General features: G+C 53.9%; 23 protein-coding genes. 13 read left to right on the top strand and 10 right to left on the bottom strand.

Translation table 11 applies throughout. The annotated features are described in order from the left end of the window. The first annotated feature begins 43 nt into the window (after positions 1-43). From HCG48_RS00855 to pstB, 6 genes are all read left to right on the top strand, one after another. Complete coding sequence (locus HCG48_RS00855; RefSeq protein ID WP_168567471.1) at positions 44-1,117, top strand: molybdopterin-binding protein; 1,074 nt, start codon at positions 44-46, stop codon at positions 1,115-1,117. A gap of 87 nt (positions 1,118-1,204) precedes the next feature. Further along, the gene (locus HCG48_RS00850; protein ID WP_246259809.1) at positions 1,205-2,695 is read left to right on the top strand and encodes an adenylate/guanylate cyclase domain-containing protein; all 1,491 of its coding nucleotides are present in this window, start codon (positions 1,205-1,207) and stop codon (positions 2,693-2,695) included. Between the two features lie 456 nt (positions 2,696-3,151). Further along, positions 3,152-4,297 (top strand): phosphate ABC transporter substrate-binding protein PstS, encoded by a 1,146-nt coding sequence (gene pstS / locus HCG48_RS00845; protein ID WP_168567470.1) that lies wholly within the window; start codon positions 3,152-3,154, stop codon positions 4,295-4,297. A 218-nt stretch (positions 4,298-4,515) separates the two neighbouring features. Continuing rightward, positions 4,516-5,472 (top strand): phosphate ABC transporter permease subunit PstC, encoded by a 957-nt coding sequence (gene pstC, locus HCG48_RS00840; RefSeq protein WP_168567469.1) that lies wholly within the window; start codon positions 4,516-4,518, stop codon positions 5,470-5,472. A gap of 51 nt (positions 5,473-5,523) precedes the next feature. Then, on the top strand, positions 5,524-6,417 hold the full coding sequence (gene pstA, locus HCG48_RS00835; protein WP_168567468.1) for a phosphate ABC transporter permease PstA: 894 nt from the start codon (positions 5,524-5,526) through the stop codon (positions 6,415-6,417). A gap of 354 nt (positions 6,418-6,771) precedes the next feature. After that, positions 6,772-7,599, top strand: a complete 828-nt coding sequence (gene pstB, locus HCG48_RS00830) for a phosphate ABC transporter ATP-binding protein PstB (RefSeq protein ID WP_168567467.1) — start codon at positions 6,772-6,774, stop codon at positions 7,597-7,599. A 12-nt stretch (positions 7,600-7,611) separates the two neighbouring features. Here the strand turns inward: pstB and HCG48_RS26360 are convergent, their stop codons facing one another. The 4 genes from HCG48_RS26360 to HCG48_RS00815 all read right to left on the bottom strand — a co-directional run bounded on the left by HCG48_RS26360 (position 7,612) and on the right by HCG48_RS00815 (position 11,193). Next, positions 7,612-7,734 carry a hypothetical protein gene (locus HCG48_RS26360; protein WP_281362062.1) on the bottom strand — a complete coding sequence of 41 codons (123 nt, stop codon included), beginning with the start codon at positions 7,732-7,734 and terminating at the stop codon, positions 7,612-7,614. Between the two features lie 192 nt (positions 7,735-7,926). Further along, a complete protein-coding gene (locus HCG48_RS00825; RefSeq protein ID WP_168567466.1) occupies positions 7,927-8,415 on the bottom strand; it encodes a tellurite resistance TerB family protein in 489 nt (162 codons plus the stop codon). A 123-nt stretch (positions 8,416-8,538) separates the two neighbouring features. Beyond that, positions 8,539-10,329 (bottom strand): M61 family metallopeptidase, encoded by a 1,791-nt coding sequence (locus HCG48_RS00820; RefSeq protein ID WP_168567465.1) that lies wholly within the window; start codon positions 10,327-10,329, stop codon positions 8,539-8,541. Positions 10,330-10,509: 180 nt separating this feature from the next. Beyond that, the gene (locus HCG48_RS00815; protein ID WP_168571672.1) at positions 10,510-11,193 is read right to left on the bottom strand and encodes a Crp/Fnr family transcriptional regulator; all 684 of its coding nucleotides are present in this window, start codon (positions 11,191-11,193) and stop codon (positions 10,510-10,512) included. A gap of 469 nt (positions 11,194-11,662) precedes the next feature. Here HCG48_RS00815 and HCG48_RS00810 point away from each other — a divergent pair, with 469 nt between their 5' ends. Further along, positions 11,663-12,379, top strand: a complete 717-nt coding sequence (locus HCG48_RS00810; RefSeq protein ID WP_168571671.1) for an MBL fold metallo-hydrolase — start codon at positions 11,663-11,665, stop codon at positions 12,377-12,379. Positions 12,380-12,431: 52 nt separating this feature from the next. After that, positions 12,432-13,304: a sulfite exporter TauE/SafE family protein gene (locus tag HCG48_RS00805; protein ID WP_168567464.1), complete on the top strand. Its 873-nt coding sequence runs from the start codon at positions 12,432-12,434 to the stop codon at positions 13,302-13,304. Here the strand turns inward: HCG48_RS00805 and HCG48_RS00800 are convergent. From HCG48_RS00800 to HCG48_RS00785, 4 genes are all read right to left on the bottom strand, one after another. Beyond that, the gene (locus HCG48_RS00800; RefSeq protein WP_168567463.1) at positions 13,301-14,164 is read right to left on the bottom strand and encodes a 3'(2'),5'-bisphosphate nucleotidase CysQ family protein; all 864 of its coding nucleotides are present in this window, start codon (positions 14,162-14,164) and stop codon (positions 13,301-13,303) included. The two genes, HCG48_RS00805 and HCG48_RS00800, sit on opposite strands and share 4 nt — an antisense overlap. 183 nt (positions 14,165-14,347) lie before the next feature. Next, positions 14,348-14,701 carry a DUF1257 domain-containing protein gene (locus HCG48_RS00795; RefSeq protein ID WP_168567462.1) on the bottom strand — a complete coding sequence of 118 codons (354 nt, stop codon included), beginning with the start codon at positions 14,699-14,701 and terminating at the stop codon, positions 14,348-14,350. Between the two features lie 147 nt (positions 14,702-14,848). Then, positions 14,849-16,357 carry a stress-responsive protein Ycf46 gene (gene ycf46 / locus HCG48_RS00790; protein WP_168567461.1) on the bottom strand — a complete coding sequence of 503 codons (1,509 nt, stop codon included), beginning with the start codon at positions 16,355-16,357 and terminating at the stop codon, positions 14,849-14,851. A 101-nt stretch (positions 16,358-16,458) separates the two neighbouring features. Then, complete coding sequence (locus HCG48_RS00785; protein ID WP_168567460.1) at positions 16,459-16,812, bottom strand: slr0373 family blue light stress response protein; 354 nt, start codon at positions 16,810-16,812, stop codon at positions 16,459-16,461. A 276-nt stretch (positions 16,813-17,088) separates the two neighbouring features. Between HCG48_RS00785 and HCG48_RS00780 the strand changes: the two genes are divergently transcribed. Further along, entirely contained in the window at positions 17,089-17,616 is a 528-nt protein-coding gene (locus tag HCG48_RS00780; RefSeq protein WP_168567459.1) for a hypothetical protein, read from the top strand. A gap of 158 nt (positions 17,617-17,774) precedes the next feature. On the opposite strand, the gene HCG48_RS26355 is transcribed toward HCG48_RS00780, so the two are convergent. Then, positions 17,775-17,906: a hypothetical protein gene (locus tag HCG48_RS26355; protein ID WP_281362061.1), complete on the bottom strand. Its 132-nt coding sequence runs from the start codon at positions 17,904-17,906 to the stop codon at positions 17,775-17,777. A 192-nt stretch (positions 17,907-18,098) separates the two neighbouring features. Here HCG48_RS26355 and HCG48_RS00775 point away from each other — a divergent pair, with 192 nt between their 5' ends. Continuing rightward, positions 18,099-18,254: a hypothetical protein gene (locus tag HCG48_RS00775; protein WP_168567458.1), complete on the top strand. Its 156-nt coding sequence runs from the start codon at positions 18,099-18,101 to the stop codon at positions 18,252-18,254. Positions 18,255-18,326: 72 nt separating this feature from the next. Beyond that, positions 18,327-21,668, top strand: coding sequence for a glycoside hydrolase family 15 protein (locus tag HCG48_RS00770; RefSeq protein WP_168567457.1), 3,342 nt, complete (start codon positions 18,327-18,329; stop codon positions 21,666-21,668). Positions 21,669-21,723: 55 nt separating this feature from the next. On the opposite strand, the gene HCG48_RS00765 is transcribed toward HCG48_RS00770, so the two are convergent. Continuing rightward, positions 21,724-21,894 (bottom strand): hypothetical protein, encoded by a 171-nt coding sequence (locus tag HCG48_RS00765; protein ID WP_168567456.1) that lies wholly within the window; start codon positions 21,892-21,894, stop codon positions 21,724-21,726. Between the two features lie 197 nt (positions 21,895-22,091). Between HCG48_RS00765 and HCG48_RS00760 the strand changes: the two genes are divergently transcribed. After that, complete coding sequence (locus HCG48_RS00760) at positions 22,092-22,553, top strand: type III secretion system chaperone family protein (protein WP_246259807.1); 462 nt, start codon at positions 22,092-22,094, stop codon at positions 22,551-22,553. A 250-nt stretch (positions 22,554-22,803) separates the two neighbouring features. Then, positions 22,804-26,355 (top strand): CHAT domain-containing protein, encoded by a 3,552-nt coding sequence (locus HCG48_RS00755; protein ID WP_168567455.1) that lies wholly within the window; start codon positions 22,804-22,806, stop codon positions 26,353-26,355. Positions 26,356-26,371 lie beyond the last annotated feature (16 nt).

The raw sequence follows: 26,371 nt of genomic DNA, 5'->3' as shown, positions 1-26,371 counted from the left end.
TATTCCACAGGCGATCGCCGCCATGTCCACGGAGGAATTCTCAATGCAATGGCATCTCAATCCACTCAAAGGCATTCTCTGGCTGTTTGTCGTCACGACCTTCGCCTTATTAAGTGGTTGCCGCGATCGCCCCAGCGACCGACAACTGAACGAGTGGCAACACGAAGCCATTCGCGAAAACGCCCAATTAGTCGCGCTTTACGGCAATGGCGACACGATTGGAGATTGGGAATTAGTCGTCGAAGGACAGATCCGTCAAGGGCGCCTTCGCTTCAACTGGGCCGAATTAGACGCCTTAGCCACGAAACACATTCGCACCAGCGACCCGCACTATACCCCCGATCTCAATGCGGTGTTGGACTTTCGCGGGATCGTCATCGGCGACTTGCTCGATCGCTTGCAAATAAAAGGCGAAACCAACGAAATCACCTTTGTCTCCTTTGACAGCTTTCGCGCCACCATTTCGATCGCCGATATCCAACGCTACCCGATCGCCCTCGCTTTGGAACGCGATCGCAAGCCGATCCCGCGCAGCGAAGCCGGACCGTTATATTTAATCTTCCCTCAAGAACAATATCCAAAGTTAGCCCAAAAATACACCGAACAGTTTTGGGTATTTTACGTTACCCACGCAATCGTCGGAACCGAACCGATCGACGTACGATTGGGCGATCGCCATTTCGACGCCGCCAGACTCGAACAACTCCCTCAAACCACCCTCTACGAGCGCGTCGGTTACAAAGCCCATTGGCCCAGCGAAAAAGTCAAACTCCACGGAGTCCGCTTACAAGAGGCGATCGCCGCCGCCGGATTGAACCTCCCTCCCGGCGGTTCGGTCGTCATACGGGGTAAAGCCGCCGTCGATCGCGATCCGGGCAATCCGATCCGCTTGGACGCCCGCAACGTTCGCAACTGCGACATCCTGCTCGCCACCCATTGGGGAGAAGATCGAGAACCGATCCCCGCCCGTCTCGGCGGTCCGGTCACCCTCGCCTTTCCCAGTACCTGCCGCGATCGCACCACGGGAGAAGAACATCCCTACCCCACTCAACAGCTTTGGGTCACCTTCGTCGAGGAAATCGACATCTACCCGCCGGAAAACCCCTTGCAATCTTAAATCTTCGTGGAGCGCGCCGGAATTTTGAGAAAACCGAATCCATCTTCCCCAGGTTTATCTACTGTTGTTTCCCGGTGTTGCGATCTGATGAAGTTCCGCTCGATCCGTACCCGCATCATGACCACCACCACCCTCCTCATCGTCTCGATTGTCGGTGCGATCGTCTGGCTGTGGGCGAGCAGCGAACGCGAACTGTTTCGGGAACAAACCCTCCAGGAAGCGAAAACCCTCACCATGCTCCTGTCTCAATCCTGGAGTAACGAACTGAGCGATAGTAACTGGAACCAATTACGGTTGAGTTTGGATTCCCTACTCAGGCACAATCCGGATTTTATTTATATTCTCATTTCCGACGATCGCGCCAACCACCGCATTATCGCCGCCTCGCCGATGGAATTTCAAGACCGTTACATCCCCGATCTCGTCCCGGTCTCGGTGACGACCAAAGCCCTCCAAGCCTCTGAAGGCTCCCGCGCCCAAGATACTTATCTGTTACGAACTATCGAATTTCCCGAAGGGGAGGTGCGAGCCCGGCGCGGCGAGCCGATTTTAGAGGTCGCCTCGGACATCCGCCTGGTCTCGGGCAGTAAAATCGGCACTTTGCGGGTGGGAATTTCCCTGGGGCGGATCGAACGAGCGGTCGCCAACGCAGTCGGTAAAGCCTTGTTGGTGGGGACGTTTGCTTTGGGAGTCGGCTTGGTCGGGGCTTACATCCTCGCCAAACAAGTCAGCGATCCGATCCGTCGTCTCCAAGAAACGGTGGCGAAAATTGCCGCCGGGGAGTTGGACCGCCGCGCCGAAATCTATCGGGCGGATGAAATTGGGGCGTTGGCTGCTGCGTTTAACGAGATGTCGGCGGCGTTGCAAGGATCGTTCGATCGCCTGCAAGGGACGATCGAATCGTTCCAGCGTTTCGTCCCGGAAAAGTTTTTAGTGGCGATCGCCCCGGAAGGGATCGAGAATATTCAGGTGGGGGTAGCGGTCAAACGGACGATCTCGATTCTCTTTTGTGATATCCGGAATTATACATCACTCTCGGAAGCGATGACCCCGTTGGAAACGTTCTCTTTTTTAAACGATTATTTGGAGATCGTCGGTCAAGAAATTGCCCGTCACGGCGGCTTTATCGATAAGTATATCGGCGATGCGATCATGGCCCTGTTTGACGATCGCGCCACCGACGGCGCCGTGCAAGCGGCGATCGCCATGCGACGGCGTTTGATCTCGTTCAATCAAGCCCGCCTGGAACGACAACTCCCGCCCATCGAAATCGGGATCGGTATCCATCGCGGCGAGGTCGTCATGGGAACCGTGGGGTTTGTCTCCCGGATCGAGTCTACGGCGATCGGCGATGCGGTGAATGTGGCGGCGCGGGTGGAAGGGTTGACGAAAGAATATGGCTGCAACGTGTTGGTAACTGATGCGGTAGTGGACTCTTTGGGCGATCGCGAGGCGGTGCAACTCAATTTAATTGACGAGGCGGTCAAGGTCAAGGGCAAAGATGAGGCGATCGCCGTCTACGAGGTTCTCGAACGCACCAGTTGCCGGGAATCGAACGAAAACTTTTTTAGATTTTAGCGGGTCGCGACCTTCGTCAGTCCTGGGCGATCGCCCAGGACTGGCCAACGAAATCTTACTGCTAATTTTTAGCAGTAACTTCGGTGAAAATAGCCGGGCTTGGCCGTTGCAAAACTGCCCGAAACGCGCGAAAATATTGACAATTTTCACAAAATACGATCGAACCTTCTCGGAAGAGTTCGATTGAAATGAACTGATTTCGTAAGTTTTCAGTTGTTGTAGATATTTTTAATAATTTTAAAAGAATTCAAAACTTGTCGGAGCGCTCAATCAAGAGAAAAAACCGCGATCGCGATCGAAATTGGTGGGGCAACTTCTGCCCCATCAAATTTACCCCAATTCTCTCGCGACGATCGCCCCTGTCGTGCTTTCACGCTTATTAACCTTATCTTTACCGTAAAGCGGTATGCTGCTAGGGTTATCCTCGGAAAACAGGAAGCTCGTCAAAATACAGTTATGGTCTTACTTCACCAATCGACCGCCCGAACTCGCTTAGGGACTTGTTTGTCGGCCCTCGCCCTCAGTGTCGGTCTGGCCGCGTGCAGTGGTGCAGATACAGGCACCGGATCCCCTCCCACCGGAGACAATGCCACGGAACAGGGAGCCGCCAACAGCAAACTCGCACTCAACAGCAACGTCACCCTCAACGGTGCGGGGGCTTCTTTTCCCGCCCCCTTATACCAACGTTGGTTTCAAGAGTTCAGTCAACAAAATCCCCAACTTCAAATTAACTACCAATCCGTTGGCAGTGGCGCGGGGGTGAAACAGTTTACGGCGAAAACTGTAGACTTTGGCGCCAGTGATGTTGCCATGAAAGATGAAGAGATCGCCGCCGTCGATCGAGGTGTTTTGTTACTGCCGATGACGGCGGGAAGTATCGTATTAGCTTACAACCTCGAAGGCGTCGAAGGGGAATTGAAGCTGACGCGCCAAGCCTATGTCGATATTCTGTTAGGGAAGATTACTACTTGGAACGATCCGGCGATCGCCGACGCCAACCCGGGAGTGACCTTACCCGACGAGCCGATTACCGTCGTTCACCGCGCCGATGGAAGCGGAACCACCGGGGTGTTTACCAAACACCTCAGCGCCATCAGCGAAGAATGGAAAAATAGCGTCGGCGAAGGCAAAACCGTCGAATGGCCCACGGGAGTCGGCGCCAAAGGCAACGAAGGGGTCACCGCCCAAATTCAACAAACCCCCGGTTCCATCGGCTACGTCGAATACGGTTACGCCAAAAATAACAATCTGAAATTTGCCGCCTTAGAAAACCAATCCGGTCAGTTTATCGTTCCGAGCGAAGAATCTGCCTCGCAAACCTTAGCGGCGGTGACTTTACCGGAAAACTTGCGCGCGTTCATTGCCGATCCGGAAGGGGAGCAATCTTACCCCATTGTTAGTTACACTTGGATTCTGGCTTACGAAAGTTACGACAACCCCGAAACGGCAAAAGCGGTGGAAGCGGCGATCGAATACGGGTTGACGAAAGGTCAAGAAGTCAGTGCCGAATTGGGTTACGTTCCCCTACCGCAAAATGTTCGCGAAAAAGTGGCCGCCAAAGCTGATGCGATCAGCCCCGATTATCAGATCGAGGTTCAATAGTCGCGACAGGTACGGACGGGCGATCGCCCACTTGAGTCGAACTCCCCTCGGCTTGACGGGGTGGTTTCGATCTTAATGTCCGTCGATCTTAACCAATTTCGGGCAATTTTGGCCAATATTTGGCAATTTATTGGGTTCGCTCCTTTCTTTTCTAGATGTTATTCTCTGGTTGACTTTTTTTCTGCCCTGCTTTATCGTTTGCTGCCCTTGTATTGGTAATGACTACAGAATTTCCCCTCAACGAAGCGCCTCGGCGTTTGAGTGCGCGATCGCCCCGCGAGCAGATCCTCGATCGCGGCTTCGTCTGGTTGACGCGCATTTTTGCCTTATCGGTGGCTGGGATCTTAATTTGGATGGCGATCGAAGTCGGGATCGAATCGCTCCCGGCCATGAAGGAATTCGGCTTGGGTTTTTTAACCAGTAGTGCCTGGAACCCGGTTGAAGACGAGTACGGCACCTTGCCGATGATCTACGGAACCCTGGTCTCGTCGGCGCTCGCCCTGTTACTTGCCGTCCCGTTAGGGGTGGGAACGGCGATCTTTTTAAGCGAAAATTTTCTGCCGCGATCGATCCGAACCACCCTGATCTTCCTCGTCGAACTCCTCGCCGCCATCCCCAGCGTGGTGTACGGACTCTGGGGCATCTTCGTACTGATCCCCGCCATCCGACCCGTCGGCCAGTTCCTGCACCAAAACCTCGGCTTCATTCCCTTCTTTTCCACCCCTCCCATCGGACCGGGAATGTTACCTGCCGGGATCGTCCTGACCGTGATGATCCTACCGATTATCACCGCTATTTCGCGCGACTCCCTCGCCTCTTTGCCTCCAGACTTGCGTCAAGCCTCCCTCGGCTTGGGAGCCACGCGCTGGGAAACCATTTTTAGAGTCTTAGTCCCTGCCGCCTTTTCCGGGATCGTCGGGGGTGTCATGCTCGCCCTCGGACGGGCAATGGGCGAAACCATGGCAGTCACGATGTTAATTGGCAACTCGAATGACCTGAACGTTTCCTTACTCGCCCCCGCCAATACGATCGCCTCCCTCCTCGCCAACCAATTCGCCGAAGCTTCGGGATTGCAAGTTTCCGCCCTCATGTATGCCGGATTGGTGTTATTTGCGATTACCTTATTGGTCAACATCGGCGCCGAGTATATCGTCCGTCAAGTCAAAAAATTCTAACGCCGATCGCCTCGTCCTCTTGCATCGATCGCCCTATTTTACTACTGTTCTATGTCCACTTCTCCATCGGATCGATCCCTGTCTCGCTCCCAACCGTTCGATCTCAGCCGCAATTATCAAAGTCCTCGGGCCTGGTTCGGCGTCATCATGACGATCTTGTCCGGCGCCTGCTTGGGCATGGCTCTACTGCCTTTATTCGCGGTGATTTACTACGTTATCAGTAAAGGAATTAACCGTCTCAATCTCGACCTGTTTACCCAATTGCCTCCGTCTGCCGGAACCACGGGCGGCGGTATCGGCAACGCGATCGTCGGCACCCTGATCGTCGTCGGTTTGGCCGCCTTAATCAGCGTCCCGATTGGGGTGTTCGCCGCCGTTTACTTGTCCGAATTCAGTTCGGGAACACTGGCACGCTGGGTTCGCTTTGCCACCAACGTTCTCAGTGGCGTCCCTTCGATTATTGTCGGGATCTTCGCTTACGGCATTATCGTGCTGACCACCCAGCAATTTTCCGCCTTCGCCGGAGGGGTCGCCTTAGCCGTCCTCATGTTGCCGATTGTCGTCAAAACCACCGACGAAGCCCTGCAAATTGTCCCGCCCGAAGTGCGTTGGGCCTCCGTCGGCGTCGGCGCATCGGACTATCAAACCGTGTTGCGCGTCGTGCTTCCCGCAGCCCTACCCGCAATTATTACCGGAGTGACTTTAGCCGTCGCCCGCGCTGCGGGAGAAACGGCTCCGTTAATTTTTACGGCGTTGTTTACCTTTTTCTGGCCGCAAGGTATTTTTCAACCGATCCCGTCTCTCGCTGTTTTGGTCTACAACTTTTCCACAGTTCCTTACGCAAGCCAACAGGAATTGGCTTGGGCCGCTTCTTTGATTTTAGTGTTGCTCGTTTTGATTAGCAGTGTTCTCGCCCGCTTGGCCACTCGTCGCGAAATTTATTAACGGTGGAAGGACTGTGAAATTCTCCGAGTTTTGGCATAAGAAATTGGTAAAATAGGAGACAATTCCGTTTGGCCGTTTGTTGTAGCAAGTAGCCAGATTTTTGTTTCCTCTTTGGCGATCGCTTTCGCGTTCGTCGTCTCTAAAGTCTGTGGTTCACTCCGCGATCGCTTTTCTATTTTTCGATAGACAAAAGCATCCCCAAGGGCAACAATTGCCGCGATCGTCTCCCAGGTCGGTCGAGTTTTTCGGATTGGTTTTGTGCGAGATTCGATCGCCACAAATGCGAAAAACCTGCGAGTCAAGCCGTCAGTTTATGGGTTAAGTGTAAATTTAGAAACCGGATCGAGTTATTGTATGCATTCAGATAGCCAATCAGCAAATTACACTCCCTCGGTTGACAACCAACCCGAGGTCGTCTTGAGGACGAAAAATGTCAGCATCTACTACGGTGATTTTTTGGCGGTTCAAAACGTCTCGCTGGACATCCAAAAAAACCGGATTACCGCCTTCATCGGGCCGTCGGGTTGCGGTAAAAGTACCTTGCTGCGCTGCTACAATCGCCTCAACGACTTGATCGAAAGTTTTAACCTGGAAGGGACGATCGAATACCAAGGTCAAAATTTGTACGCTAAAAATGTCGATCCAGTGGAAGTTCGCCGCCGCATTGGCATGGTCTTCCAAAAGCCCAATCCTTTTCCGAAGTCGATTTACGACAATATTGCCTACGGAGCGCGGGTTAACGGGTATAAGGGGGATCTCGACGAATTGGTCGAAAATTCCCTCCGTGCGGCGGCTCTGTGGGATGAAGTCAAAGATAAGCTGAAAACTAACGGGATGGCTCTATCCGGCGGTCAGCAACAGCGTTTGTGTATCGCCCGGGCGATCGCGATCGAACCGGATGTGGTGCTGATGGACGAACCCTGTGCGTCTCTCGATCCGATTTCGACGCTGAAAATTGAGGACTTGATGCAAGAACTCAAGGAAAAATACACGATCGCGATCGTGACCCACAACATGCAACAAGCCTCGCGGGTGTCGGATATGACCGCCTTTTTCAACGCCCAAGCCTCGGAAGACGGCAAACGCTGCGGCTATTTGGTGGAGTACAACCATACGGAAGCGATCTTCCACAATCCCCAGGAAGAAGCGACGAAAGAATATGTGAGCGGACGGTTCGGTTAAGGCGATCGCCCCTCAAGAACGTTCCACTGATAACTCGGGGTGGCGTGCGGCGCCGATCGCGATCTCCCGGTTCTGGCTGACGGGAATTGGCTTGAGCGTTTCCGTCTTTCCCTCCCGGGCGATCTCGCTTCCCACTGGATTGCCCCCAAATTTTTTATACTAAGTTTTATGCAAAAACTACATTAATCCCAAAACCGAATGGCTCGCCTCTTGTGGCGCTGGCGCCCGTTTAGGGAGTAGCAACCCGTTGCCGAATCGCCGCCGTGCGATCGCGGCTCTACGCAAGCAACAACCCAAGAGCAAGGGGCGATCGCCCCTTTACTTTTTCTAGCGCTTGAAAAACGTCTCCAAGCGCGTCGCCAGTTTTTCAATTAAGCTGCGATCTTTGCGCTTGAGACTGTCTCGGGCTTCAGCTTCGACGCGCTCGACTACTTCCGGAGCCAATCCGAGAAGCGCCACCAGTTTTTGATAGGCTTGCGCTTCTTCTTCATTGATATTCGGTTCGTCCGGGGTACGTGCACTCGACGCGATCACCTCGTAACCGAGTTGCAAAACGACTTCGCGCGCTTCTTGAGTTTCGAGGTGAGGAATGAGTTCTTCTAAGGGAATATTCTGCATCATGTAATCGTGCAGTTCCTCGCGCAGTCGTTCTTGTTGTTCGGTCGTTTTACCGAACAGTTGGCTGAAGCGATCGAGCATCAAATCGACTTCTTCCGTTGCCAGTTCGCCATCAGCCCACGCCATTGCGGTGACCACCCGTAATAAGTTCATTTGACGGGGGGTAATCGAAGGCGGTGGGGGAGGTTGTACAGTCATAAGTTTGCCCTCATTCGAGTTGGACCAGATCGGGGCGCGAACCCCGAGTTTGGCCACACCCTAACACGTGCTCCTTGTCGTTGCCTCGGCTTTCACGATCTTTTAGCGATCCTGATGGCTCGACTACAGGCGATCGAGGGTCGTTTCCAACCACCCTTTAAATAACTTCTCCTGTTCCACCGTCGGATTGCTAACGGGAACGAGTTGATAGCTTTTCGGACGGGGTTCGGCGAGGGTAACTGGGTAGGTTCGCAGTTCTTCTTGATGAAATAAGCTAACTTCGACGCGATCGCCCGGTTGATAATCTTTGAGCCGTTCTTCGAGGGTTTCCGCCGTGACGCGAAAGCCGTCGATCGCCAGTAACTCGTCATCGGGGTCAATTCCGGCCCGTTGCGCGGGGGAACCGATTTCGACGAATTTGACGATCGCCTTGCCGTTATCCGGTTGGGCGCTCAACCCCAGATAGGGGGCGCTGTCGTTCCCGTTCCCGTTAGCTTTGAGTTGCAAGCCAAACGGCGCCAGATACTCGTCAAAGGGTAATTCTTCAGTTCCGTGGAGGTAGCGATTGAAAAAGTCCGTTAAATCCGTGGCGGCGACGGACTCGATAACGCTTTTAAGTTGTGCGTCGGTAAAACCGATTTCACTCTTGCCAAATTGCTCCCACATTTGCTGCATGACATGATCGAGCGATCGCTGGTTGTCGTGGCGCGATCGAATCAGCAGATCGAGCAGCAACGACACTAATTCCCCTTTCAAATAATAGGAAATTTGAGCGTTATCGCTGTTGCTGTCGCGGCGGTAAAGCTTGATCCACGCATCCCAACTCGATTCGCTCAACGGTTGCACGCGCCGTCCCGGGATCGTCTGCAGTCGGGTAATGTCTTTGCTTAAATTTTGCAAGAACGTTTTGGCGTCGTAAATCTTGGCGCGTAGGGGAATCACCGCATCGTAATAATTGGTGGTCCCTTCGCAAAACCACAGGGCCTCAGTATAGTTTTCGCCTTCGTAGTCGAACTGTTCGAGGGCTTTGGGGCGAATTCGTCTGACGTTCCAGAGGTGGAAAAACTCGTGGGCGACCAGTTGCATAAAGCGATTGTAGCGGTCGGGCGATCGCAAAGCGAAGCGGGGATAATTGAGCGAACAGCTATTTTTATGTTCGAGTCCGCCGTAACCTTGGGCGGAGAGGTGCAGTAAAAACAGGTAGCGATCGTAAGGTAAGCCGCCGAAGAGCTTGGATTCGACTTGAATGATTTTTTCGATATCGGCGATCGCCCGTTCGACTTTGAGGTTACCCTTTCCCCAAATCGCCAACTCGTGGGGCAATCCTTCGACTTCAAAATGATAGGACTGTTGGGTGCCGATCTCGAAGGGGCTATCGACTAATGTATCGAAATCTTCGGCCCGGAAGGTGTTCGGGGTTTCCGTGGGGGGTAAAGTGGTGGTCACGCGCCATTCCGGTTTCGGCGGGACGATTTTAATGTGAACTGGGCTTCGTTCCCATCCGGGGATGTAAAAGAAGAGGGCGGCGCCGTTGAAATAACCGTGGGTGCGATCGAGGTGGTTGGTTCGCACGGATAACTCGTGAGCGAAGACCCGATAGCGCACGACGATTTCCGAGGTCTTGGCGGTGTCGATCTGCCAGTGATTTTTACTGCATTTGCGCCAGTTCAGAGCATTTTCGTGCAAGTCGCACGCCGAAAAATCTTGTAAATTTTTGGCATATTCGCGCACCAGGTACGATCCGGGGGTCCATACGGGCATTTTTAAGTCCAGTACCGAGGCGTCCCATGTTTTCACCCGCAGCATCACCTCGAACAAATGCGATTCCGGTTCGGACATCGACACCTGATAGAACAGGCTGGGCGAGGTTTCGGACAGGCGATCGGTACTCGGATTCGTCTTGGCTTGGGTCATTTTCAATCGCTAAGGGGCTTGACGGCAAATAAATCTCAAAAAGGCTCGATGGCGAAAGCGGTCGCTAAAACGGCTGTTTTTCCACGGGAAAATGCGGGACGATCGCCCCAGGGAGAGCGCGCGCGATCCGCCGGAGGTGTCGCTAAGCGATCGCCCGTCAGAGCTCGCCGGGGAGTCGGTTCAAACGTGTCCGGCTAAATGGGTCAACTGTTTGAGGTTGATCAAGTACATGGCTTGGTTGGCTTCGTCAATTTTGAGCCACCCTTTACTCTGCAATTTTTCGACAATTTTGGTGGTTTCTTCGACACCGATATCGGTCACGTCGGCTAAATCTTTCAAGGGAATGTTAAAAATCTCCGTACCTTTTTCCGTCGGTTGACCGTAGTTTTCTGCCAGGGAGACTAAGGTGTTGGCGAGTTTGACCGCCGGGGGACGGTTCCTCAGTTGAAAGCGGATGTTGGTTTGTCGCAGTCTCCTGACCATCAATTGCAGCATTCGATGGTGCAACTGGGCGTCTTTAAACAGGGTTTGGATAAAGCGTTGGGCCGAAACGCTGAGCAATTCGACGGGAGACAGGGCGATCACGTCGGTGGATCGAGGAGATTCGTCGAGAATGGCCATTTCACCAAAAAAGTCACCCCGTCCGAGAACCGCAAGGGTGACGACGTTATCGCCGTAAAGTCGTCGAACTTTAACCCAGCCGGACACGACGAAGTAGACGGCATTCCCCCAGGCATCTTCCATGAGTACGGCTCGACCTGCCGGATATTCGTGTTCGACGGCAACGGACAGGAGCCATTCCAGCGTCTCTGGGTTGGCGGCACTAAAGAGTGGGAAAAGCTCGCTAAAGGCTTCGGTCTGCATGAATAATATTGAGGATAGGGAATCAGTAGCGATCGCGCGATCGCCGCTCTTGCAGGTCAGGAGTGGCAACCGAGATCGTAATCTTATTGGTCTCTATTATTGACAATTTCACGGCTGAAAACACCTGGGATTTTGCACGATTTCGCACGACCCACACCGATCCGATGTTACGGCCATTGAGATTCGCTCTCTCCTATTGCCAGAGAGCCAGTCAAAGTCCCAGCCGATTTCGGGGCGTTTGATTGGGAACGTTAATGGCTCCTATTTTCTCACGATTTTGATGAGTTTCAATCCCAGCACTCTCCGAAGATCCCCTCTCTAGAGTGTTCGGGAGATCTTCGCGGAAAACTATAGGAAATCTTTAGATTTTTAAATTACTATTTAGCTATATAGTGTTAATATGGAACGAGAACCGACGATCGCAGCGATCGAAAAACGCGATCGTCCGCAGCTTGTAGGAGGAGATTTGATGTTATTCCGTCAATTATTCGATGAACATACCTGGACTTATACCTATTTAATCGCCGATGAAACCACGAAAGAGGCGGTATTGGTCGATCCGGTGTTGGAACAGGTGGATCGCGATCGCCAGCTCTTGCAGGAGTTGGGTTTGACGCTCAAATACGGCCTCGAAACCCACATTCACGCCGATCACGTCACCGGAACTGGGAAATTGCGCGAATTGACGGGATGTTTGGGAGTCGTCCCCGAACACGCCCAAGCGGCTTGTGCCGATCGCCATTTGGCCGATGGAGAAGTGTTGAAGGTCGGCGCCGTTGAAATTCGGGCGATCGCGACTCCCGGACATACCCAGTGCCATAGTGCCTATCTCGTCAACGGCGATCGGGTGTTAACTGGAGATGCGTTATTTATTCGCGGTTGCGGGCGCACGGACTTTCAAAGTGGCGATCCCGGCAGCTTGTACGATGCGATCGTCGGCAAACTGTTTGCATTACCGGATAACACTTGGGTGTATCCCGGTCACGACTATCGCGGTCATAGCGTCTCCACCATCGGCGAAGAAAAGCAGTGGAATCCCCGGTTTATAGACCTCGACCGGGGGCCGGGAACCCTACGCGATCGCGCGGCGTTTATCGAATTAATGAATAATCTGAAGCTTCCCGATCCCAAGAAAATTATGGAAGCCGTTCCCGCGAACCAACAGTGCGGTAAGGTGGCGAGTTGAGCGACCCCCTCCCATTTTGGCAAATTTGAGGAAAGATTGAGGAACGATCGAAATGATTGCGTGGATCGTCGGTCACATTTTAGCCGCAGGGATTGGGATTAGTTTGGGTTTACTCGGCGGCGGCGGTTCGATTTTAGCCGTCCCGATTTTGGTCTACGTCATGGGGGTGGAACCGAAAAGTGCGATCGTCATGAGTTTGGCGATCGTGGGAACGGTGAGTTTGCTCGGGACGATTCCCCATTGGAAGCTGGGCAACGTCAATGTCAAAAAAGCGGCTATTTTTGGCTCCGCAACCATGCTAGGAGCCTATGGCGGTGCTAAATTGGCGACTTTGCCCTTCGTAAGCGGTACGTTTCAACTGGTGTTATTTGCGATCTTGATGCTCGTCGCCGCCGGATTCACGATCCGCAAGAGTTCTCAAAAAGGGCAAAGCGCATCTGTAGAACCAGACGACCTGACGATGTATCCGCGCCCGGTGTGTCGTTATTGTTGGTTGTGGCTGCTGACGGAAGGTTTGGGAGTCGGAGTATTGACGGGATTGGTCGGCGTTGGCGGCGGTTTCGCGATCGTTCCGGCGTTGGTCTTGTTGGGTAAAACGCCGATGAAAGAAGCGGTGGGGACATCGTTAGCGATTATCTCGCTCAATTCCGTCGCCGGATTGATGGGGTATTTTGGAGAAGTGGCGATCGATTGGAGGTTGACCCTTTCTCTGACAGTCGCCGCCAGTTCGGGAATGGTCGTCGGGGCTTATTTGAGTCGCTTCGTCCAGGCGAAGCATTTGCAAAAGGCGTTCGGTTATTTTTTGCTGGCGATGGCGGGATTTATTTTATTTCAGAATCGCGGCGCTTTCAGTTCCACGGGGGCGCCCGAAAGCGGGCGATCGCCTGCCACTCAGGGGCGGGTCGCGGTCGTTCGCAAGTCTTAGGGTCGAGAGGTCGCCAACACCGCTTCGCGGATCGGCGATCGCCACGCCTCGATATAGCTGGGCCATCCGATCAGGATTGGTTGCAAGTGAGCCAGGGTATCCGGGGCGATCGCCTCCGGGTCGAAGCTGAGGGGATTGCCGTCTAAATCGCAACAGGTCAAGCCTGCAGCGCGCGCCAACGCCACCGGTCCGGCAGTATCCCACACTTTGACCCGACCGTTGAGATAGATGTAAAGACCCGCGCGACCGCAGATCACTTCCATGACTTTGAGTCCGAAACTGCCGAGGGAGTAAAACTCGACCCCTCCGGGAATCTGGCGGGCGATCGCCTCGCCGAAATTGCGCTCGTCCTTATCCCCGATGACCATGCGGCGATCGGTGCGAGCCGGGGCTAGAGGTTCCACGGGGTCTAGGGTTTGGGGATCGCCGTCTCCTCGGGTTTGCCACAACCCGCGATCGCCGTCCCCGTAAAATAGCTCGTCAGTCGCGGGGGCGTAAATCCATCCCGCCACGGGTTGCAACTCGTGCAGCAACCCCACCATCACCGCGTAATGGGGTTCGCCGTGAATGAAGCCCTCGGTACCATCGAGAGGGTCGATACACCACAAATTGCGATATCCTGCGGTAAACGCAGCGCGCGATCGTTCGTTTTCCTCCGTAATCGTGCCGTCCTCGGGGAATAACAGCGAAAATCCCGCCGAAAGCTGTCGGTCCAGCTCGCGATCGACACTCGTCACGTAATCGTCCGGTCCTTTCTGCGAAACCCGATAATTTTCTTGAGCGAGTTGTCGCGCTTGTCGACCGCACTGACGAATCAGTTGGCGGATTTGTCGATCTACCTCGGAGCTGAAAAATTGCATAGAAATGGATTTTAGACTTGAGATTTTAGAGTTGAGATTAGACCGATTTATTCTAACTCCTGACCCCTGACTTGTGTCTGAAGAAGCGATCGTTACGAATGCCTTTTGCCTTCTAACTCCCCAAAAAAAAACGGGTTAACCCGCTTGGTTAACCCGCTCAGTTTGGGAACGCGCTCTGTCAGATTACTTTTGGACGACGAGCTTGACGTTGGCATTCTGTAAGCCGGGACGACGCACTTCGGCTAAGGTCTTATTGACGGCGTACTTCTGATTGATCGAATTGATCAATTCGGTCTGGTTGTGCTTCTTCGCAACACCCCAGAGGTCGGCAATCAGATCGAAAGAACCGTCGCTGTTGCGAGACCAGCCGAGATCGTATTCGCCTTCGAGGACGGCCACCAAATCGGCACGCACGCGCTGACCGTTGTATCCACGGACGTCGGCATTCGTCTTAACGGCAATCCCTAAATCGCGCAGAGAGGTTTTCAGGATTTCGGAATCGGTGATTTTGGTACGAAGAGTGCTAAAGTGAGACATTGGGATTTCCTCCAGTAGGATTTCGAGAGAAACGACAACGTTTTGATTATCAAGGGAGCCGCTTATTGAGGGCGGCGTTTTTTGGGAACTGCTAGCAAGTTATCCTTACTAGCCTTTACTCCTGATTGGGAAGTCAGGAGAAAGCTTTTAGAACTCCAATCGCTGGTATTCGGCGACGGAGGATGCAGCCGGACGGGCGCGCTGCCGGGCCCATTCGCGCAAGGCCGTGACTTGTTCGGTCATGGTCTTGGACAATGGCAGCGTCGATTTGATCGCGGCGATGATGTCCAACTGCGTGAATTCTCTATCTTGAGCAAATGCCTCGTACATCGCGGCAATGACGGCTTGCTCGATTTCTGCGCCGGAAAATCCGTCGGAGACTTTGGCCAGTTGTTCGATATCGAAGCGAGAGATATCGTGACGGCGTTTGCACAGGTGAATGTTGAAAATATCTTGGCGTTCTTCGTTGTTGGGAAGGTCTACGAAGAAGATCTCGTCAAAGCGGCCTTTTCTGAGAAATTCGCCGGGGAGGCGTTCGACGCGGTTCGCCGTCGCCATCACGAAGACGGGAGAGGTTTTTTCTTGCATCCAGGTCAGGAAGGAGCCGAAAATGCGGCTGGAGGTTCCTCCGTCGGAGTCTGCCGACCCGGTGCTTCCCGCAAAAGCTTTGTCGAGTTCGTCGATGAACAGAATGGCTGGCGAAATCGATTCGGCGGTTTTGAGAGCGTTGCGTAAGTTCGCTTCGGACCGACCGACCATCGAACCGTCGTAGACGCGGCCCATATCCAGTCTCAGTAAGGGCAAGCTCCACAAGCGAGCAGTGGTTTTCGCGATCAGGGACTTTCCACATCCCGGGACGCCGAGGATCAACATCCCTTTAGGTTGGGGTAAACCGTATTCTCGCGCCCGTTCGGTGAAGGCATTGGAACGTTGCCTCAGCCACCGTTTGAGTTCTTCGAGTCCGCCTACGGAGTCGAGGGTTTCGTCTTCTTCGATATATTCGAGGATGCCGTTGCGTCGGATGAGCTGTTTCTTTTCGGACAGCACGATCTCGACTTCGGAATCGGTGAGTCGTCCGTTGGTGACTTGGGCTTTCCGATAGACTTTCTCGGCTTCGTCTCGGGTCAGCCCTAATGCCGCTTTGAGTAGCTTTTCGCGGGTGTCGGTACTGATGCGCCGATTGCGACTTCCTTCGAGTCTTTGGCTGAGAACTTCGTTGAGCTCGGAAAGATTGGGAAGGGGAAAGTCTAAGACGATGACTTCTTTTTCGAGTTCGATGGGAACCTGCTGGATGGGCGACATCAGGATAATCGCTTTTTGGGTGCCTTTGAAGCTCGCGATCGCATCTCTGAGCCAGCGCGTGGTTGCCGGAGACTCGATAAAGGGATGCAAGTCTTTGAATACGTAAAGACCTGGCTCTCTCTGACGGATAACCCACTCGATCGCCGCTTCCGGCGATACGGTGTTGTGTTGGGTCGTGTTCAAGGGTTGACCGTACTCAACTATCCCGTGGGTGACCGTCCATACGAACAGCCGTTGCTGGGGCTTGACCTGAGCGATCGTCGAGATAGCTTGCTCGGCCCGCTCTTCCTCGGAAGTGACGAGGTAGATCAGTGGATATTGAGCTTGGATTAAGATGCTGAGCTCTTCTTTCATGACGATCGACCTAATTAGAGACGGTGCCTACAGTGCGCTTATCCTAATGCCCCTTCTCGGTAGTCAGGAGCAAACATCTCCTCGATTGGAAGATTGAGCCGTTAGCAAGGGACGAGTTGTTCTTCTCCTTGCTGGTCGTTTTTGGATTTGACGGTTTCCACTTTATCTACGGGTAACTCGTCGTCAGCGATGATGCTCGGTCGGTTCCCTAGGGAGACCAGTTCGCCATCGCGAATCACTACGGAGCTGGCACAGTCGGGGCAGTTGTAAACCTGGTGGGTTCGCCCGTAGTAAGAAGATTCCAATTCTTCGATCGCTTCGGAATGAGTCATGTAAAACTCGATCGCCCGTTCGGCGATCGCCGACATCGGTTCGGAATCTACTGCCGCTCGTATCTTGAGCTGACGATGCAGTTCGGGAGGCAGATACAATGTAACCTTTTGCTTATCTTGCATAGGACGCAGAATTGATTTACCCGGGTATGAATCACACCATAGCGGGGGGATCGGTGGCTGTCAAGATGGCAAGACGCTTTAACGTCATTATTGTAATATTTCGTTACATTAACCGGGCGATCGCCGGGGCGGGGGACTCGCCGTGGGAAGAGAAAAATTAGCCGAAATTGCCGCTCCCGATAGACTTACAGCGCGATCGCGCGATCGCCGCGAAACCGAACTAATGCCAAGATCGACCTAGAGATCTAGAGATCGACGGGAGCAACTATACGGGTCATGAAGGGTTCTGCCAGCTCCAAATGGATAGAGAAGGTGACCGAGGTCGGCTGTTTGCTCGGTCTGGTCGTCTTGTTGAGTGGCTGTTCGCCTTCACAACACAGATCGGAAGCGATTCATTGGAAGACCTATCATAACGAGCGCTACGGTTTCGAGTTTCCCTATCCGAGCAATTGGATTGTCGGGCCGATCCCCAGTAATGGGGACGGACAAGTGTTTTTCGACCCCAAAAACCCCACCGTCGAAATTCGCGGTTGGGGAGGATACAACATCCAAGGTTTGAATGCGACCCAAGACCATCCGGCGCCGCTCAAACCGGAAAACTTTACCACCGCACAGGGTTTACACGGCGCCCTCGCCGTCGAGTTGGGAACCAGAGAAAGTTCGATGACGCTCACCATCGTTCGCGATGACATTCGCTATCAATGGCGAGGGCGATCGCCGAGCGAAGTTTTTGACGATTACTATCGCTTTTTTTATTACGTTGCCACTCAATATCGTATCGAATTATTACCGACAGAAAACTAAAGCGATCGGGGCGATCGCCCCAATTCCCAGAGAGAGCAAGGGTCAAATCGAGAGAAAAAGAACAAAAAAAGGCACGCGATCGCGTGCCTGCCATTCCTTGTTAGTTCGGATACGATAAATTTTGAAACTTGAAAAAGGGCGATCGCGCCGTCAAAACCTCAAGCACTGCGTTTGACAGAACCATCGGCGTACAATTCCATCGGAACGAGTTGCATTTTGCCATTTATGTGGACTTTAGAATAGACAATGCGGACGAAAGGAGCATTGTGTTCGTTATAGCGAGAAGACATAGCTATCACCTCAGATTTAACAGGCTGGGCAAGATCGCCCTTGGCAATAAAAAGAAGAAACGGCTCGTGATTTCCCTCTCCGTTCGTAGACTGAGGGCATCCAAGCCGGAGAGTGTGACAAAAGATTGTCTTTAACTCTATCTTCTAAAGATATTGCTATTTACCCCCCTTTGTGGTAAAGGTCAGGAAAAGATGGTTGCAATTTTGATAAAGATTTGGTATAGATGCCTGGCCGGGGTGGAGGCGATCGCCGCCATGGAACCCGGCGCGATCGCGAGGTTTAAGGGATGGGATAATACACTTGAGGCCGGACAGGCGATCGCGCCGATTCCGTTCCGCCTTCGATAGCTTCACTGTTAAATTCTGTTCGATCTTTCCCCTTCCCACACCCGATCCTCCGGCAACCACCGAATAAACCTCATGGCCTTACCGACCGAACAACGTCAAGCACGTCTAGAGTATTACTACCGTCAAATTCACGACATCATCCTCGTCCGCCAAAATCCGATTACGGGCTTACTCCCCGCCAGTACCGCAGTCAACGCCCACGGCGATTACACCGATGCTTGGGTTCGAGATAACGTCTACAGTATCCTCGCCGTTTGGGGGCTAGCCCTGGCGTATCGCAACAATAAAGATGTAGACGGGCGAACCTACGAACTCGAACATAGCGTCGTCAAACTGATGCGCGGCTTACTCTTCTCGATGATGAGTCAAGCGGACAAAGTCGAAAAATTCAAAGAAACCAACTCCCCTCTCGACTGCTTGCACGCCAAATACGACACCCGAACCGGGACCACCGTCGTCGGCGATGACGAGTGGGGACACCTGCAACTCGACGCGACCTCCTTATTCTTGCTGATGTTAGCCCAGATGACCGCCTCCGGGCTCAACATCATCTATACCCTCGATGAAGTGAACTTTATCCAAAATCTGGTTTACTACATCGGACGCACCTATCGCACCCCGGATTACGGCATCTGGGAACGGGGCAATAAAATTAATAAAGGCAATCCCGAACTCAACGCCTCCTCGGTGGGGATAGCCCTGGCGGCGTTAGAAGCGATTAACGGGATCGACTTGTTTGGGGTGCGCGGTTCTCACTTATCGACGATCCACGTCCTCGGCGACGAGATCGCGCGGGCGCGGATGACCTTAGAATCGCTATTGCCGCGCGAGTCGAGTTCTAAAGAAGTGGATGCGGCGTTATTAAGTACGATCGGCTTTCCCGCGTTTGCCGTGGAAGATGCAGAGTTAATCGATCGCACTCGCAATAAAATCATCGACAAACTGCAAGGGAAATACGGCTGTAAGCGGTTTTTGCGCGACGGTCACCAAACGGTTTTAGAAGATACGGAGCGGCTGCATTACGAGCCGTGGGAACTGCAACAGTTCGAGCATATCGAATGTGAGTGGCCGTTATTTTTTGCTTATTTATTGTTAGACGCCCTGTTCCGGGGCGATCGCGCGGCGATCTCCGAATACCAAGAGCGCCTCGAATCCGTCTTGGTCGAACGCGACGGTTATCGCCTCTTACCGGAACTGTACTATGTGAGCGGCGATCGCGTCGAAGCCGAACGCGCCAACCCTCACTCCCAAGAACGACTCCCCAACGACAACATCCCCCTCGTTTGGGCTCAAAGCCTCTATTTTCTCGGTCAACTGCTCGCCGACGGCTTAATCAATCGCGGCGACCTCGACCCCCTCGGACGCCATCGCCACGCCACCGGACACCGCAAACCCGTGGTACAAATCGCCTTACTGGCCCAAGACGAAGACCTGCAAGCGGAACTCGCCTATCACGGAATCGCCACCCAAACCCCCGCCGAAGTCGAACCGATCCAAATTCGGCAAGCACGAGAACTCGCCGCCGCCTATACTCAGATCGGACGTAACGACAAACTCGGACTGAGCGGACGTCCCCTGCGGCGCTTGCGGAGTTTAACCACCTCTAATATTTTTCGCATTCGCGGGGAAACGATGGTGTTTTTACCGTCCTTCCTCGACCAGCAGGAATTTTATCTCACCCTCGATTATCATTTCCTGGTCGCCCAAATTAAAAGCGAACTGGCTTACATTCACCGCCATTGGTGGCGCAAACCACAAATCGGCGGTCAGGGGGTCGGACGTCCCACGGTGACCTTGTTGCTGACCCCCGCCATGCTCGAAACCAGTGGCGCCGGAGAAGGGATTTTACCCGCGTTGCTCGAACTGATGAAAGAACTGCGAAGCGGGAACTGTCAGGGAACCCCGGTGCGGTTGGGGCGGCTCAATCAACTGATGCTCACGAGTAGTATCGAGCGGATCGAATACCTGCACGATTTCGAGTTTCCCGAAGCTCCGGTACAAAAAGCCGAGCCCGCCTGTTATTTCCTGGCGTATCATCCGGGTAAAAACCAGCCGTTGAGCAATACGCAAGAGTTCGCAATCGAATGCGAAACCGATTTGAACCTGTTGATTTCTAGTTTGCGCCAGTCGGAAAACTTGTACGAACAAATCGAATGGTTGCGAACGTTATCGCGCCTCAAAGGGTTGGAGTTCGATACTGGATTGGGTCGGGGCGATCGCCCGGTCACCGTCGCCGATTTAATCGAGGAAGTGTATTATAAAGCAGGTAACGGCAGGCCGATGAGTTCCGAACTGCTCGCCGAACGAACCGCCGGACGCGATCGCCTCCCCTCGGAAAAAGACAGTCCCGGCGAACCGAAAATTCATTGGGCCGTCGTCCGTCACGCCGCCGGATTGTTGAAAAAAGTCGATATCGGCTTATCCGATGCGGTCACCGATATTCTCGTGCGCCAGAAATTGATTGCGGTCGGTAAAGCGTTTAGCGAAGATTCCGCGATCGATCGCCCCATGTCTCACACCGAAGTCGTCGAGAAAATCGCCGAATTTTGCAGCGAAGACATCCGCGAACGGGTTTTAACCCAGGAAATCCTCATTTATATGGGTTTGCTGATCAAATCCGACCCCCATTTGTTTAAAGGATTTTTGATCTTGCGGATCAGTTATTTCATCTTACTGTTGACCAGCGAACTCGCCAAAGAGTTGAAGTTGACCCAGGACGAAGCCTACGAACGACTGATGGAGTTGAGTCCGTTCGAGATTAAAACCCGCTTGCGTCAAGTACTCGAAGGCTTCGCCGGGATGAATCAACTGTTGAAGCAACAGGAATCTTTACACGTGAGACAGCCGGAACAGGAAATCGATTGGGTCGTGTTACCCTCTCCTCACGACCCCGACGAAACCCTAGAAAGTTGGCACCGCCGTCGCCAGTTGGACGGGGCCGCCTGTCGCGTTCCCAAGGATTTTTATCCCCGGGTGTGGGAAGTGCTGCGTCACTGCAAGGGGATTGTCGTCGGGGATAAGTTAGAACGGCGCAACCGCATCGACAGCGAGCTTATTTTGGCAGAGATGACACCGGGTGAGAAAAATTTCGCCCTGCGGGTGGAACATCTGCTCAACAAGATTCAGGCCCCCGCCTACCGCCAAGTGAATATCGAGACGCTGATGGAGTTGGCGGCGATTTGCGAACGCAACCCGAGTTTGCAGATTGAAGAGTATATCGTCCTCGACGTGTTGATCGGTCATGCGGTACGCTTGGCGTGGTTGGACCGCCATCCCGAACGCGGCGATCGCTACGACGAGGATAAAGCCGCCGCGTGGCGCGCCTTTTACGATACGTCCCCCTACGTTTGTGCGACGGCGATCGTCAAAGCTTTCCGCTACTTGACCCAGTTCGGCGCGACCACCGCCGCTTAATCCATCCCTATTTGAAATATAAACTCTCGGGATACGGCGCTGCCGTGTCCTTTTTTTATGAAAATAAGGGGAAACAGAGAAACAAAATCCAACCGCCAACGAAGAAGATCCCGAACAGAATCAACATGAATTCCAGGGATCCTTTGATGTTAAAGGATCCCAGCAACGGCGTTGCCGAAATCAGCAGCAAGACAAAGAAGACGAGAAATAGCCAAAATACAGCCATTAGCATTCAAACGGGTTTAACCCGCTTTGTCGGTACAAATCTCAATCTAGCGCGATCTTGCTGTGGAGGAGTGCAGTTTGAGAACTCGCTCGCCGCTTCCAGAGAGGCTACAGGTGCATAAAAAAATGCCTTCCCAGAGTTAACACCTGTAGAAACACGCACAGCAGGAGCGCAACCCTCCTCAAGGAGTTCAACCTATGGCAACCACCCTAACACAAATCGCCCATTTTCTAGATCGTCGCAGTTGGTTCTACCACCTCGAACCGGAACGCAACCGCATTGTTACTGGAGTGAAATCCGAGGTAGTGGAAAACTTCATGATTGTTATCCAGTTACACGAGGGAGGGGAATATTTAGAACTCTGTGCACCCCAACTGCTATTTCTCAAAGACCACGTCTGTAAAGGGGTCGCCTTCCAGACCATGTTAGCCATTGCCTGGGAGGTGAAATTACTGCGCTGGGAGTACGACCCCGACGATGGCGAAGTACGAACCAGTGTAGCCCTGGCGTTGGAAGATGCACCCTTGAGCGAAAACCAATTCAATCGGCTGTTGAGTGCCTTGATTCAACTGACCGATCGCGCGATCGAGCGGTTAAACACTGTCTTGGTCACTGGGGAAGACCCGGGCTTTCAACCCCTGAGTACACAGATCGCATGAGTACGCAGATCGCACAAATGGCAGCAGCCCTACGAGAGATCTTGCCCGGCGAGAGTCTAGCCGAACTCCAGATGCAGTTGGAACAGTTACAGGAAGGGGAATAGCCGACCCACCCGGTTCTTAACGGGATCCCTGCCTAGAAGCGATCGCACGCCCTCCCCTCCAGGCAGGGGTTAGGGGTGGCTTCTTCGGCGAGGGTGTGATGCAAAAATTCGTGATTTCACCATAGAAACAACTAGGAACAATAAAGATGCGATTTAACCAAATTTGTGAATTTCTCGACCGGGAAAACTGGGAATACGATCCGAACGCGGACGAACAATGGCTCGTGTTGCAACGGAAGGGGCTCAGGATCGCGATCGCCGTTGACGAACACGGAGAATTTATCCGGTTTGTGGTTCCCGAACTCTTGAGGATCGCTGGGGACGAACCCCATGGGCAAGCGGCATTACAAAGCTTGCTGCATCTCGGTTGGCGATCGAAACTGGCGCGATGGCAACGAGATCCGGCAGACGGGGAAGTGCGCTTACAGGTAGATCTGCCGATTGAAGATAGCGAACTGAGTGCGCGGCAGTTTTGGCGGATCTTGCACGGGACCGTGACGTTGGCGCAGCAGGGACGGGAACAAGTGCGCCAAGTATTGGCAACTGGGGAAGCAGGAGCGAGGGACGCCGGGGAAAAGATCCGATTAGCTGCAAGATCTGGGTTATTGTCACTGTTGCTGCAAGCGCAAATGAGCGGGGGAGCGGAGTCAGTCAATCGAGAACTGGATCGGCGAGGGGGACAACTCGACCCGGACCTCGCCGATGATGCCAGGCACATGCTTGAGGTCGTTGCGGCATCGGAGGGCCGGGAGTTGCAAGAGCGGCTGGCTGGAGCGATCGGAAACATCGCTATTTGTCTTCAAGACTATCCCCGAGGAGGTCGAGAACAAAATCTACGGATGGCGATTCGGCTCTATCACTTGATTCTGGAAGCCTACCCCCACAATCGCGCCCCCTTAGAGTGGGCCACGACCCAAAACAACCTCGGCAATGCCTACTCCAAGCTACCCACAGGCGATCGCGGGGAGAACCTGGAACGGGCGATCGCCTGCTACGAGCAAGCCCTCACGGTCTGGACTGAGGACCGCGCCCCCTTAGATTGGGCCACGACCCAAAACAACCTCGGTACTGCCTACTCGGACCTACCCACAGGCGATCGCGGGGAGAACCTGGAACGGGCGATCGCCTGCTACGAGCAAGCCCTCACGGTCAGGACTGCGGACCGCGCCCCCTTAGAGTGGGCCACGACCCAAAACAACCTCGGCAATGCCTACTCCAAGCTACCCACAGGCGATCGCGGGGAGAACCTGGAACGGGCGATCGCCTGCTACGAGCAAGCCCTCACGGTCAGGACTGCGGACCGCGCCCCCTTAGATTGGGCCACGACCCAAAACAACCTCGGCAATGCCTACTCGGACCTACCCACAGGCGATCGCGGGGAGAACCTGGAACGGGCGATCGCCTGCTACGAGCAAGCCCTCACGGTCTGGACTGCGGACCGCGCTCCCTTAGATTGGGCCACGACCCAAAACAACCTCGGCAATGCCTACTCCAAGCTACCCACAGGCGATCGCGGGGAGAACCTGGAACGGGCGATCGCCTGCTACGAGCAAGCCCTCACGGTCAGGACTGCGGACCGCGCCCCCTTAGATTGGGCCACGACCCAAAACAACCTCGGCAATGCCTACTCGGACCTACCCACAGGCGATCGCGGGGAGAACCTGGAACGGGCGATCGCCTGCTACGAGCAAGCCCTCACGGTCAGGACTGCGGACCGCGCCCCCTTAGATTGGGCCATGACCCAAAACAACCTCGGTACTGCCTACTCCAAGCTACCCACAGGCGATCGCGGGGAGAACCTGGAACGGGCGATCGCCTGCTACGAGCAAGCCCTCACGGTCTGGACTGCGGAACTGTTCCCTTTAGAATGTCTGCGGACTGCTCGCAACTGGGGAAACTTAGCCTTCAAAGAGGGAGATTGGCAACAAGCCTTAACCCAGTATGGACGCGCGATCGCAGCGATTGAGGGTTCGCGCCGTTCGGCAGTCAGCGAGGAGCGCCGCCAGCAGATCGTGGCCGAGTCGATCTCTGTTTATGAAAACGCGATCCAAGCTGCGATTAACCTCAACGACTTTGCCACTGCCCTCGAAATCGTCGAGCGAGTTCGTGCCAAACGCCTTGTAGACTTAATGGCCACGGCGGACCTCTATGCCGACGGTGAGATTCCCCCACAAGTTCGAGACAGGTTGCAACAACTCGACAACCTCGATCGGCAGATTGCCCAATGCCGTGCAGAGCATCAGCAACAACAACAAGAGGGTAAGGCTTCCCCTTCGTCCCCGGAGGATCCGGTAGAGGCTTCCCCGACGGAGCCAACTCACCCCAACTCCGGAGGGGCGACAACGGCAAAGCAGCCCAAAGGTTCCGTACTGCGGTCTCGCCAGCGTGCCGCCATCTCTGCCGCCACTGCGGAAATCGAGCAACTGGAACGACAAAAACAAGCCATCCTCGACGAACTGAGCCGTATCGACGAAGTCGTCGCCAAACTACAGCAAGTCCAACCGCCGCAACTCCAGGATTTTGAACGTCTGCGGGCAGAAAAGACTGCTTTACTCAATTTCTATACCACCGACGACCATACTCACATCTTGATTTTGCGTCCGGGAAGCGATCGGCCTGAGTGCTTCACCTGCCGAGGACAGGGTTACCGGAACTTACAACAGTGGTTGAGGACAACGTGGGCGATTCCCTATCTCAACAAAAAAAACCGATGGCGGCGACATATGCCAGAGACCCTCGCCGAACTGGCCCGACGCCTGGAACTCGATCGCCTGATCGAGGAATACTTGCAAGGGATTGAAGAATTGGTCGTCGTTCCTCACTTGTTCCTGCATCAAATTCCCTTCGCTGCCGTACCCATTTCCGGGGAGGAGCGCTATCTCGGCGATCGATTCCGCCTGCGTTATGCTCCCAGCTTACAAGTCCTGAACTTCTGCCACCGTCGCGAACCCCTCTCCTTGCCTCAGTACGGCACGGTCGAAAATACGACGGATGATTTGCTGTTCAGTTCTTTTGAGGGAGAGACCGTCTGCCAGTTGTTCGATGTCGATCCGACGCGGCGGTTGATCGGTTCCCAAGCCACGGTGACGGCTTACCGCCAGTTATTGGCTCAAACCCATCGTCTGGTCAGCTCTCACCACGCCCAAAGTCGCACGGACAATCCCCTAGAGTCGGGTTTACGCCTCAGCGACGGCACGATTACGGTCAGTCAACTGTTTGCGCCCGGTTGGCGTTTTCCGCAATTGGAGGAGGTGTATCTCTCCTGTTGTGAAACCGGGTTATTTGTCCCGAATAGCGCCGTTGACGAGCCTGTCGCGCTCAGTACCGGATTCCTCTGTGCGGGGGCGCGGGGGGTCATCGCCAGTCAGTGGTCGATTTACGATTTCTCATCGGCGTTGTTGTCGAGTTTGTATCACGAACAACGTAAGGCGGGGCTCAATCGTCTGCAGGCGTTACAAAGCGCCCAACGCCACCTGCGCGAAATGAGTGGGCAAGCCTTTGAGGAGCAGTACGGCGAACCGTTGCGGGAGTTTCTAGAGGCGGAACAAAACCGAATTGCTGATTTACCGAATCACGACCCCAAACAGTTGATGGAGATCGGAAATGCGGCCAAACTCATCGATAAGTTTGGCGCAGAAGAGCGTCCGTTCGAGCATCCCTGTCATTGGGCGGGATTGGCTTGTTATGGATTGGGCTAAGAGGGCATCCAGTGGG

Source organism: Oxynema aestuarii AP17 (assembly GCF_012295525.1).
In the GTDB taxonomy this organism is placed as follows: Bacteria; Cyanobacteriota; Cyanobacteriia; order Cyanobacteriales; family Laspinemataceae; genus Oxynema; species Oxynema aestuarii.
This window is presented reverse-complemented; position numbering and strand designations above follow the sequence as displayed.

Coding starts and splice junctions, on each gene's coding strand:
- HCG48_RS00855 (WP_168567471.1), top strand. CDS start 44: ATGCAATGGCATCTCAATCCACTCAAAGGCATTCTCTGGCTGTTTGTC.
- HCG48_RS00850 (WP_246259809.1), top strand. CDS start 1,205: ATGAAGTTCCGCTCGATCCGTACCCGCATCATGACCACCACCACCCTC.
- pstS (WP_168567470.1), top strand. CDS start 3,152: ATGGTCTTACTTCACCAATCGACCGCCCGAACTCGCTTAGGGACTTGT.
- pstC (WP_168567469.1), top strand. CDS start 4,516: ATGACTACAGAATTTCCCCTCAACGAAGCGCCTCGGCGTTTGAGTGCG.
- pstA (WP_168567468.1), top strand. CDS start 5,524: ATGTCCACTTCTCCATCGGATCGATCCCTGTCTCGCTCCCAACCGTTC.
- pstB (WP_168567467.1), top strand. CDS start 6,772: ATGCATTCAGATAGCCAATCAGCAAATTACACTCCCTCGGTTGACAAC.
- HCG48_RS00825 (WP_168567466.1), bottom strand. CDS start 8,415: ATGACTGTACAACCTCCCCCACCGCCTTCGATTACCCCCCGTCAAATG.
- HCG48_RS00820 (WP_168567465.1), bottom strand. CDS start 10,329: ATGACCCAAGCCAAGACGAATCCGAGTACCGATCGCCTGTCCGAAACC.
- HCG48_RS00815 (WP_168571672.1), bottom strand. CDS start 11,193: ATGCAGACCGAAGCCTTTAGCGAGCTTTTCCCACTCTTTAGTGCCGCC.
- HCG48_RS00810 (WP_168571671.1), top strand. CDS start 11,663: ATGTTATTCCGTCAATTATTCGATGAACATACCTGGACTTATACCTAT.
- HCG48_RS00805 (WP_168567464.1), top strand. CDS start 12,432: ATGATTGCGTGGATCGTCGGTCACATTTTAGCCGCAGGGATTGGGATT.
- HCG48_RS00800 (WP_168567463.1), bottom strand. CDS start 14,164: ATGCAATTTTTCAGCTCCGAGGTAGATCGACAAATCCGCCAACTGATT.
- HCG48_RS00795 (WP_168567462.1), bottom strand. CDS start 14,701: ATGTCTCACTTTAGCACTCTTCGTACCAAAATCACCGATTCCGAAATC.
- ycf46 (WP_168567461.1), bottom strand. CDS start 16,357: ATGAAAGAAGAGCTCAGCATCTTAATCCAAGCTCAATATCCACTGATC.
- HCG48_RS00785 (WP_168567460.1), bottom strand. CDS start 16,812: ATGCAAGATAAGCAAAAGGTTACATTGTATCTGCCTCCCGAACTGCAT.
- HCG48_RS00780 (WP_168567459.1), top strand. CDS start 17,089: ATGAAGGGTTCTGCCAGCTCCAAATGGATAGAGAAGGTGACCGAGGTC.
- HCG48_RS26355 (WP_281362061.1), bottom strand. CDS start 17,906: ATGTCTTCTCGCTATAACGAACACAATGCTCCTTTCGTCCGCATTGTC.
- HCG48_RS00775 (WP_168567458.1), top strand. CDS start 18,099: ATGGTTGCAATTTTGATAAAGATTTGGTATAGATGCCTGGCCGGGGTG.
- HCG48_RS00770 (WP_168567457.1), top strand. CDS start 18,327: ATGGCCTTACCGACCGAACAACGTCAAGCACGTCTAGAGTATTACTAC.
- HCG48_RS00765 (WP_168567456.1), bottom strand. CDS start 21,894: ATGGCTGTATTTTGGCTATTTCTCGTCTTCTTTGTCTTGCTGCTGATT.
- HCG48_RS00760 (WP_246259807.1), top strand. CDS start 22,092: ATGGCAACCACCCTAACACAAATCGCCCATTTTCTAGATCGTCGCAGT.
- HCG48_RS00755 (WP_168567455.1), top strand. CDS start 22,804: ATGCGATTTAACCAAATTTGTGAATTTCTCGACCGGGAAAACTGGGAA.